8 protein-coding genes and 1 pseudogene are annotated in these 8,575 nt (G+C 66.4%); 6 read left to right on the top strand and 3 right to left on the bottom strand.

The window, feature by feature from the left end:
- The 3 genes and pseudogenes from J7024_RS35470 to J7024_RS35480 all read left to right on the top strand — a co-directional run.
- Positions 1-349: pseudogene (locus J7024_RS35470) on the top strand (aldose 1-epimerase); the annotation flags it as partial.
- 39 nt (positions 350-388) lie between these two features.
- A complete protein-coding gene (gene pyrF / locus J7024_RS35475) occupies positions 389-1,231 on the top strand; it encodes an orotidine-5'-phosphate decarboxylase (RefSeq protein WP_124827175.1) in 843 nt (280 codons plus the stop codon).
- 206 nt (positions 1,232-1,437) lie between these two features.
- Positions 1,438-2,496 carry a haloacid dehalogenase-like hydrolase gene (locus J7024_RS35480; RefSeq protein WP_124827174.1) on the top strand — a complete coding sequence of 353 codons (1,059 nt, stop codon included), beginning with the start codon at positions 1,438-1,440 and terminating at the stop codon, positions 2,494-2,496.
- A 42-nt stretch (positions 2,497-2,538) separates the two neighbouring features.
- Here J7024_RS35480 and J7024_RS35485 read toward each other — a convergent pair whose 3' ends face one another.
- The 3 genes from J7024_RS35485 to thiL are packed head-to-tail and all read right to left on the bottom strand — an operon-like array spanning position 2,539 to position 4,601.
- Positions 2,539-3,039 (bottom strand): CinA family protein, encoded by a 501-nt coding sequence (locus tag J7024_RS35485; protein ID WP_096506278.1) that lies wholly within the window; start codon positions 3,037-3,039, stop codon positions 2,539-2,541.
- Positions 3,040-3,070: 31 nt separating this feature from the next.
- The gene (locus J7024_RS35490; protein ID WP_124827173.1) at positions 3,071-3,613 is read right to left on the bottom strand and encodes a phosphatidylglycerophosphatase A family protein; all 543 of its coding nucleotides are present in this window, start codon (positions 3,611-3,613) and stop codon (positions 3,071-3,073) included.
- On the bottom strand, positions 3,603-4,601 hold the full coding sequence (thiL, locus tag J7024_RS35495; protein WP_175770020.1) for a thiamine-phosphate kinase: 999 nt from the start codon (positions 4,599-4,601) through the stop codon (positions 3,603-3,605). Before thiL ends, J7024_RS35490 begins: the two co-directional genes overlap by 11 nt.
- Before the next feature lie 134 nt (positions 4,602-4,735).
- Between thiL and J7024_RS35500 the strand changes: the two genes are divergently transcribed.
- From J7024_RS35500 to J7024_RS35510, 3 genes are all read left to right on the top strand, one after another.
- Positions 4,736-7,078, top strand: coding sequence for an NADP-dependent malic enzyme (locus J7024_RS35500; protein ID WP_279607231.1), 2,343 nt, complete (start codon positions 4,736-4,738; stop codon positions 7,076-7,078).
- A 377-nt stretch (positions 7,079-7,455) separates the two neighbouring features.
- Entirely contained in the window at positions 7,456-7,887 is a 432-nt protein-coding gene (locus J7024_RS35505) for a ribonuclease (RefSeq protein WP_175770022.1), read from the top strand.
- A gap of 16 nt (positions 7,888-7,903) precedes the next feature.
- A complete protein-coding gene (locus J7024_RS35510) occupies positions 7,904-8,467 on the top strand; it encodes a barstar family protein (protein ID WP_124827169.1) in 564 nt (187 codons plus the stop codon).
- Positions 8,468-8,575: the final 108 nt, after the last annotated feature.

Raw genomic sequence — 8,575 nt, forward strand, 5'->3', positions numbered from 1 at the left:
GTGGCAGTTCGGCGTCGCGTATCCGCTGCCGGCGACGCTCGTCAATCATGCGTTCACCGGCTGGGGCGGTCACGCGACGGTGGGCTGGCCGCGCCGCGGGCTGTCGATGACGGTTGCCGCCGACGCCGATGCGTACGTGCTCTTCACGCCGCCCGGCAAGGATTTCTTCTGCTTCGAGCCGGTCGATCATCCGATCAATGCGGTCAACCTGCCGGGCGGCGGAGCCGCGCACGGGATGACGCTGCTCGCGCCGGGCGAGCGGCTCACGCGGCGTTTTTCGTTTACCGTCGAGCGGACCGACGCACGCGTCGATGCAGCCGCGCACGAGGGACGCCGGCGACGCGGGTAAAATACGCGGTCTACCAACGGTTTGCCGCGAGTATCCGCCATGTCTTCCCCGCTTACTTTCATCGAATCGCTGCGCGCCGCGTGGCAGCGCACGAATTCGCTGCTGTGCGTCGGCCTCGATCCCGAGCCGTCGCGCTTTCCCGTGCAATTCGACGGCCAGCCCGATGCGATCTTCGAATTCTGCCGGCAGATCGTCGACGCGACCGCGCAGTATGCAAGCGCGTTCAAGCCGCAGATCGCGTACTTCGCCGCGCACCGCGCGGAAGATCAGCTCGAGCGCCTGATTGCGCACATCCACCTCCAACACCCGGGCCTGCCCGTGATCCTCGACGCGAAGCGTGGCGACATCGGCAGCACGGCCGAGCAGTACGCACGCGAAGCGTTCGAGCGCTATCGCGCGGACGCAGTCACCGTGAACCCGTACATGGGCTACGACTCGGTCGAGCCGTACTTCGAGCACGACGGCAAGGGCGTGATCGTGCTGTGCCGCACGTCGAACCCGGGCGGTTCGGACCTCCAGTTCCTCGAAACGAACGGGGCCGGCCATCCGGGCCGGCCGCTGTACCAGGTCGTGGCCGACCTGGCGGCGAACAAGTGGAACGCGAAGAACGGCCAGCTCGGCCTCGTGGTCGGCGCGACGTTCCCGAACGAAATCGAGATCGTGCGCGGGATCGTCGGCGACATGCCGCTTCTGATCCCCGGCATCGGCGCGCAGGGCGGCGACGTGCAGGCGACCGTCAACGCGGGCCGCACGGCAGACGGCACCGGGATGATGATCAACTCGTCGCGTGCGATCCTGTACGCGAGCAACGGCGAGGACTTTGCCGAAGCCGCGGCGCTCGCCGCGCAGAAGACGCGCGATACGATCAACGCGCATCGCTGAAATATCGCTGATGCGCAGGCCGCCCGCCCGGGCGGCCTTTTGCTGCGCCCCGCGCCCGCGGGCCGCGCGGCTTTTTCACCGTGAGCCATCCTGGCGCGCGCGAACAACTTCCCGTCGCTTGTGTATCGCATGCCCGCGCGCCAATCGCGCGATGCTGCCGTTTGTCATCGATCCGTAACCAGAATGTCAAGAAAGGGAGCGACGCCATGCCCAAGCTGTCCCGCCATCTTCTGAGCGCGCTTGCCGCGTCGTTGTGCATGACGTTCGCCCATGCGGCGGACCTGTCGCACTGGCCGGCGGACAGCGCGAAGGCGCTGAACGCGATGATCGCCGAGCACGCGAATCGCGGCGACTACGCGGTGTTCGACGCCGACAACACGACCTACCGCTATGACCTCGAGGAATCGCTGCTGCCGTATCTCGAGCACCGCGGCGTGCTCACGCGCGACTCGCTCGACCCGTCGCTGAAACTGATCCCGTTCAAGGATTCCGCCGACTACAAGGAGTCGCTGACGAGCTACTACTACCGGCTCTGCGAGATCGACGACCTGGTCTGCTACCCGTGGATCGCCCAGGCGTTCGCGGGGCTGTCGCTCGCCGACCTGAAGCGTCACATCGACGCGATGCTCGCCGACGGCAAGCCGGTGCCGATCCGCTACTGGCAGGGCGACAAGGTGGTCGACGGCGCGGCGAACCCGCCGCGCTTCTTCCGCGGGATGCAGGAGCTGTACAACGCGCTGCGCGAGAACGGGATCGAGGTGTTCGTGATGACGGCCGCGCACGAGGAACTCGCGCGGCTGGTGCTGTCCGATCCGAAGTACGGCTACAACGTGAAGCCGCAGAACGTGATCGGCGTGACGACGCTGCTGCGCAACCCGGCGACGGGCGCGCTGACGACGTCGCGGCTGCAGATCAAGGCCGGCAAGTACGACGAAGCCGCGAACCGCAACCTCGTGATCACGCCGTTCCTGATGAACCCGATGACGTGGTACGAGGGCAAGCTCGGCTCGATCGTCGGCTGGATCGACCAGTGGAAGAAGCCGGTGCTGGTCGCGGGCGACACGCCGACGTCCGACGGCTACATGCTGCTGAATGCGACGGACGTCGCGCGCGGCGGCGTGCGCGTGTGGGTGAACAAGAAGGACAAGCAGATGGCGCAGATCCGCGCGTGGTCGGACGAATCGGCCGCACAGCAGAAGGCGCTCGGCCTGCCGGTCACGGCGGACAAGAACTGGATCGTCGTGAAGCCCGACGCGATCCAGTAAGCGGGCGGGGGGCGCTTGCCGCCGCGCCGTTTTCCGGACGAATCAGCTTTCGCGTTCGTCGAGCAGCTTCAGCAGCCCGCGCAGCGCATGCGCGGCCGCCTGCGTGCGGATCTGTTCGCGGTCGCCCTTGAACACGAGCGTCTCGACGTCGGTATGCAGCCGGTTGCTCCAGCCGAACGACACGGTGCCGACCGGCTTCTTCTCGCTGCCGCCCGCCGGGCCGGCGATGCCGGTGACGGACAGCGCGACCTGCGCGCGGCTGTTGCGCAACGCGCCTTCGGCCATCGCGCGGGCGACGGGCTCGCTGACGGCACCGTGTTTTTCGATCAGGTCGGGCGGTACGCCGATCATCTCGCTCTTGGCCTGGTTCGAGTACGTGACGAAGCCGCGCTCGAACCACTGGCTGCTGCCGGAGATGTCGGTGATCGCGGCGGCGATCATGCCGCCCGTGCATGATTCGGCGGTGGCGAGCGACAGGTGCTCGTCACGCAGCTTGTTGCCTGCGCGGATCGCAAGCTGGTGGACGACGGAATCGGTTGGCATGCGCGTCGGGAAACGAAAGTCGGGAAATCGGTCAGCCGATGACGGAGCGCCACACAGCAATCACGAGCAGCGTCATGAAGGCGGCGATCAGGTCGTCGGTCATGATGCCGAAGCCGCCGGTCATGCGGCGGTCGAAATAGCGGATCGGCGGCGGCTTGAGCATGTCGAACAGGCGGAACGCGACGAAGGCCCACAGCTGGCCGACGAAGGTCGCGGGCGTGACGAACAGCATCACGAGCCAGACTGCGACGATTTCGTCCCAGACGACGGGGCCCGGATCGGTCGCGCCCATCCTGCGTGCGGTGAAGCCGGTGATCCAGGCGCCGCCGACGAACCCGAGCGCGATCAGCGCCCACCATTCGGGCACCGTCAGATAGCGGTTCAGCACGACGAACGTCAGCCAGCCGAACAGCGAGCCGAACGTGCCGGGCATGAATGGCGCAAGCCCGCTGCCGAAGCCGAGCGACACGATGTGCGCCGGGTGCGACAGCATGAAGCGCGCGGTGGCGCGCTGCGGCACGTTCCGCGCGGCGCCGGGCGCGGCCGCGGTGTGCGCGGTCGGGTCAGTCTGCATGGAAGTGGTCGAAACCGTGCAACGTGAGTGTCAGGGGCGTGCCGGCGGCGTCGCGCCACGCGATCGCGGGCTGCTCGGACGGCGACGACAACGCGCGTATTGTACCGACCCGCGTGACCGGAACGCCGGCGCTGGCGCCGGCTGCGTCGACCGCCGCACGGGCCGCGACAGGCGCGGTGAAGCACAGCTCGTAGTCGTCTCCGCCCGCCAGCGTGCATTGGCGCTGCACGGCGGGCGGCAGGGTCGCGAGCGCGGCCGAGCGCGGCACCGCGTCGGCGTCGATGTCGGCGCGCACGTTGGAGCGGGTCAGGATGTGCAGCAGGTCGCCGGCGAGGCCGTCCGAGATGTCGAGCGCCGCGTGCGCGACGCCCGCCAGCGCGAGACCGAGCGCGATGCGCGGCTCGGGGCGCTCGAGCGCCAGCCGGAACGCGGCGGCTTCGGCCGCACCGGCGGTCCATTCGCCGCGCGCGATCCCGAGCCCGGCGCGCGCGTCGCCGAGCGTGCCGGATACCCAGATGTCGTCGCCGTCGCGTGCGGCATCGCGTCGCAGCGCAGCATCCGGCGCGACTTCGCCGAACACGGTCACGCACAGGTTCAGCGGCCCGCTCGTCGTGTCGCCGCCGATCAGTTCGCAGCCGAACCGCTCGGCGAGCGCGAACAGGCCGTCGCTGAATGCCTCGAGCCATGCCGCGTCGGCGCGCGGCAGCGCGCATGCGAGCGTGAACGCGCGCGGCTCGGCGCCCATCGCCGCGAGATCCGACAGGTTGACCGCGAGCGTCTTGTGGCCGAGCGCGTCGGGCGCGACAGTGGGGAAGAAGTGGCGGCCTTCGACCAGCATGTCCGTCGAAATGGCTAGTAATTTCCCGGATCGCGGTGCGATCAGCGCGCAATCGTCGCCGATGCCGAGCGTCGACGCGCGCGGCCCCCGGGCTGCACGGCGTGCGAAGAAGCGATCGATCAGCGAAAACTCGGAAAGGGCGGCTGGCACGGCGGGAGATCCGGAGCGGTTGAGGGAACGGCATTGTACGAGGCGAACGGCGGCGTTCCTGCACCGTTCAGTACATTTTTGTCGCGGCTGTTGCACTCGAATCGCCGGTCTGACGGGCTTCGATTGGCGCTACAATGCCGTCGAGCAGTCATTCTAATCCGCCCGTCACAAGACACATGTCGACCCAAGCCTCCTCCAAAGCCAAGCTCCGCGAAGCCGCTCTCGACTATCACGAATTCCCGACCCCGGGGAAGATCGCGATTGCCCCCACCAAACAGATGATCAACCAGCGCGATCTCGCGCTCGCGTATTCGCCGGGCGTGGCGTATGCGTGTGAGGAAATCGTCGAGAACCCGCTGAACGCCGCACGTTTCACCGCGCGCAGCAACCTGGTCGGCGTCGTCACGAACGGCACGGCGGTGCTCGGCCTCGGCAACATCGGCCCGCTGGCGTCGAAGCCGGTGATGGAAGGCAAGGCGGTCCTCTTCAAGAAGTTTGCCGGCATCGACGTGTTCGACATCGAACTGAACGAGTCGGACCCGCACAAGCTGGTGGACGTGATCGCCGCGCTGGAGCCGACCTTCGGCGGGATCAACCTGGAAGACATCAAGGCACCGGACTGCTTCATCGTCGAGCGCGAAGCGCGCAAGCGGATGAAGATCCCGGTCTTCCACGACGACCAGCACGGCACCGCGATCGTCGTGGCCGCGGCCGTCACGAACGGCCTGAAGGTCGTCGGCAAGGACATCAAGAAGGTCAAGCTGGTCGCGTCGGGCGCGGGGGCTGCCGCACTCGCGTGTCTGGACCTGCTGGTCGACATCGGCCTGCCGCTCGAGAACATCACGGTGACCGACCTGGCCGGCGTGGTCTACAAGGGCCGCACCGAGCTGATGGACCCGGACAAGGAGCGTTTCGCCCGCGACACCGAAGCGCGCACATTGGCGGAAGTGATCGACGGCGCCGACATCTTCCTCGGCCTGTCGGCTGCCGGCGTGCTGAAGCAGGAGATGGTGAAGGGCATGGCCGAGCGCCCGCTGATCCTCGCGCTCGCGAACCCGACCCCGGAAATCCTGCCGGAACTCGCACTCGAAGTGCGCCCGGACGCGGTGCTCGCGACCGGCCGTACCGACTACCCGAACCAGGTCAACAACGTCCTGTGCTTCCCGTTCATCTTCCGCGGCGCACTCGACGTCGGCGCGACGACGATCACGCGTGAAATGGAGATCGCGGCCGTCAATGCGATCGCCGAGCTCGCGCAGCACGAGCAGAGCGACATCGTCGCGACCGCGTACGGTATTCAGGACCTGTCGTTCGGGCCCGATTACCTGATTCCGAAGCCGTTCGATCCGCGCCTGATCGTGAAGATCGCGCCGGCCGTCGCGCAGGCTGCGATGGATGGCGGCGTCGCGACGCGCCCGATCGAGGACATGGAGGCTTACAAGCAGCACCTGCAGCAGTTCGTGTACCACAGCGGCACGACGATGAAGCCGATCTTCCAGATCGCGCGCGCCGCGTCGGAAGAGAAGAAGCGTGTCGTGTTCGCGGAAGGCGAAGAAGAGCGCGTGTTGCGCGCCGTTCAGATCATCGTCGACGAGAAACTCGCGAAACCGATCCTGATCGGCCGCCCGGCGGTGATCGAGCACCGTATCCAGCGTTACGGCCTGCGCCTCACGCCCGGCACCGACTTCACGGTCGTCAACACCGAGCACGACGAGCGCTACCGCGACTTCTGGCAGACGTACTACAAGATGATGTCGCGCAAGGGCATTAGCGAGCAGCTCGCACGCGTCGAGATGCGCCGCCGCACGACGCTGATCGGCTCGATGCTCGTGAAGAAGGGCGAAGCGGACGGGATGATCTGCGGCACGATCAGCACGACGCACCGCCACCTGCACTTCATCGACCAGGTGATCGGCAAGCGCGCCGGCTGCAGCGTCTACGCGGCGATGAACGGGCTGGTGCTGCCGGGCCGTCAGATCTTCCTCGTCGACACGCACGTAAACGTCGATCCGACCCCGGAGCAACTCGCCGAGATCACGATCATGGCGGCGGAAGAAGTGCGCCGTTTCGGCATCGAGCCGAAGGTCGCGCTGCTGTCGCACTCGAATTTCGGCACGAGCAACGCGCCTTCGGCGCAGAAGATGCGCGATACGCTCGCGATCCTGCAGGATCGCGCGCCGGAGCTGAAGGTCGACGGCGAAATGCACGGCGACGTCGCGCTCGACGCGGCGCTGCGCAAGGAAATCCTGCCGGAATCGACGCTGGAAGGCGAAGCGAACCTGCTGATCCTGCCGAACATCGACGCGGCGAACATTGCGTACAACCTGCTGAAGACGGCTGCCGGCAACAACATCGCGATTGGGCCGATCCTGCTGGGCGCTGCCCAGCCGGTTCACGTGCTGACCGAATCGGCGACCGTTCGCCGCATCGTCAACATGGCTGCGCTGCTGGTCGCCGACGTGAACGCCACGCGCTGAGCCCGAATGCACGCGCCGTGCCGGTCGAACCGGTGCGGCGCGTCGGGAAAAATTGTAAACAAAAGCAAAAAGAGGCGTGCCCGCAATGGGCACGCCGCCGGGCAGGGCGCGAACGCGCTTCCCGCAAGCAACAGCAGCATCTCTCCACTCTGGGTAACGAGCGTGGCAAGGAGGCAGAGTCTCGCCATACGAGAGATGCCGCACGCATTTTAACCTATGTAAGATAAATGTATCCTTTATTAGGTAGAAAATACCCGATTCGGCGTGGCGTGCGGCTTTCGGTTCCCAAACGAACATTGATTCGCGCGGACAATAGCGCTACGCTAACGCCTTTGTTGGTCGTCAACTACTTGATTTAACAGCGGGAACCCTGGTTCATGGCACGCAAGTGGCTCCGCAACGGCGCGCTCGCGTCCGTCTTCGCGATGTTCGCGATGGGTATCGTCGGCACGCCGATGGGCAGTCTGGTTTCCGCCGCTTACGCACGGCAGGCCGTTTCGGCCGACATGGCCGTCGGCGGGCTCGATACGATCCCGACCGCCCGCCTGCCGCGCGAGGCCGTGACCACGCTTGGCCTGATCGGCGCCGGTGGCCCCTATCCGTACGAGAAAGACGGCGTCGTATTCGGCAACCGCGAGCGGATCCTGCCGAAAGCGAGGCGCGGCTTCTATCACGAGTACACGGTGCCGACGCCGCGCGCACGCAATCGCGGTGCGCGCCGGATCGTCTGTGGCGGGCCGTTGCGCCGGGTCGACAACTGTTACTACACGGACGACCACTACAACAGTTTTAAACGTATTGTTGAATGACTTCGGGATGAACGGAATGAGCGACTCCATCTACGCGCACGATACGGCGGCGGCGGAACTGTTCGCAGCCGGCGACGGCAATCTGTTTCAGCGCGTGATGCAATTACACGCGGCGGCACAGGCTGGCGGCGCGCCGGTGCAACAGGAAGCCGAGCCCGGGCTTTCATCGAACGAGGAGCCTATGAGCCTTTTCACGACCGTGCGACCCAATCTCGTGCAGTCGATCCGCGCGTTTCGCGTGCAGGATCTCGCCGACGAAGCCGGTCGGCTCGGCCAGCATTTCCTGTATGCGTATTGCGGCGCCGCGCAGTCCAAGCAGGAGGTGATGGAGACGATCGCGACGTCGTTCCTGTTTCCGAAGCATTTCGGAAAGAACTACGACGCGCTGTACGACTGCCTGACCGACCTCGTCGCGAAGGCGGGCGCCCAGCCCGGTTTCGTGATCGTTCTCGAAGGGCTGCCGATCGCGCAGAAATTCGACAAGGAAGGGCGGGAGACGCTGCTCGACGTGTTTCGCGAAGCCGCCGAATTCTGGGCCGAGCGCAAGGTCGCGTTCCGCGTGTTCTATTCGTTCGCGTAAGCGCGAAACCGCCGGCCGCTCACCCGCGGCCGATTCAGTAAAAAGCCCGCGTCGTGCGGGCTTTTTTGCGTGCGCGGCCCGCGGGGATCAGGCCGCGCGCGCCGCGAG

Origin of the sequence: Burkholderia sp. WTPI3 (genome assembly GCF_021483755.1) — a bacterium.
GTDB lineage: Bacteria > Pseudomonadota > Gammaproteobacteria > Burkholderiales > Burkholderiaceae > Burkholderia.

Coding starts and splice junctions, on each gene's coding strand:
- J7024_RS35480 (WP_124827174.1), top strand. CDS start 1,438: ATGCCCAAGCTGTCCCGCCATCTTCTGAGCGCGCTTGCCGCGTCGTTG.
- J7024_RS35485 (WP_096506278.1), bottom strand. CDS start 3,039: ATGCCAACCGATTCCGTCGTCCACCAGCTTGCGATCCGCGCAGGCAAC.
- pyrF (WP_124827175.1), top strand. CDS start 389: ATGTCTTCCCCGCTTACTTTCATCGAATCGCTGCGCGCCGCGTGGCAG.
- J7024_RS35500 (WP_279607231.1), top strand. CDS start 4,736: ATGCCGTCGAGCAGTCATTCTAATCCGCCCGTCACAAGACACATGTCG.
- J7024_RS35510 (WP_124827169.1), top strand. CDS start 7,904: ATGAGCGACTCCATCTACGCGCACGATACGGCGGCGGCGGAACTGTTC.
- J7024_RS35490 (WP_124827173.1), bottom strand. CDS start 3,613: ATGCAGACTGACCCGACCGCGCACACCGCGGCCGCGCCCGGCGCCGCG.
- J7024_RS35505 (WP_175770022.1), top strand. CDS start 7,456: ATGGCACGCAAGTGGCTCCGCAACGGCGCGCTCGCGTCCGTCTTCGCG.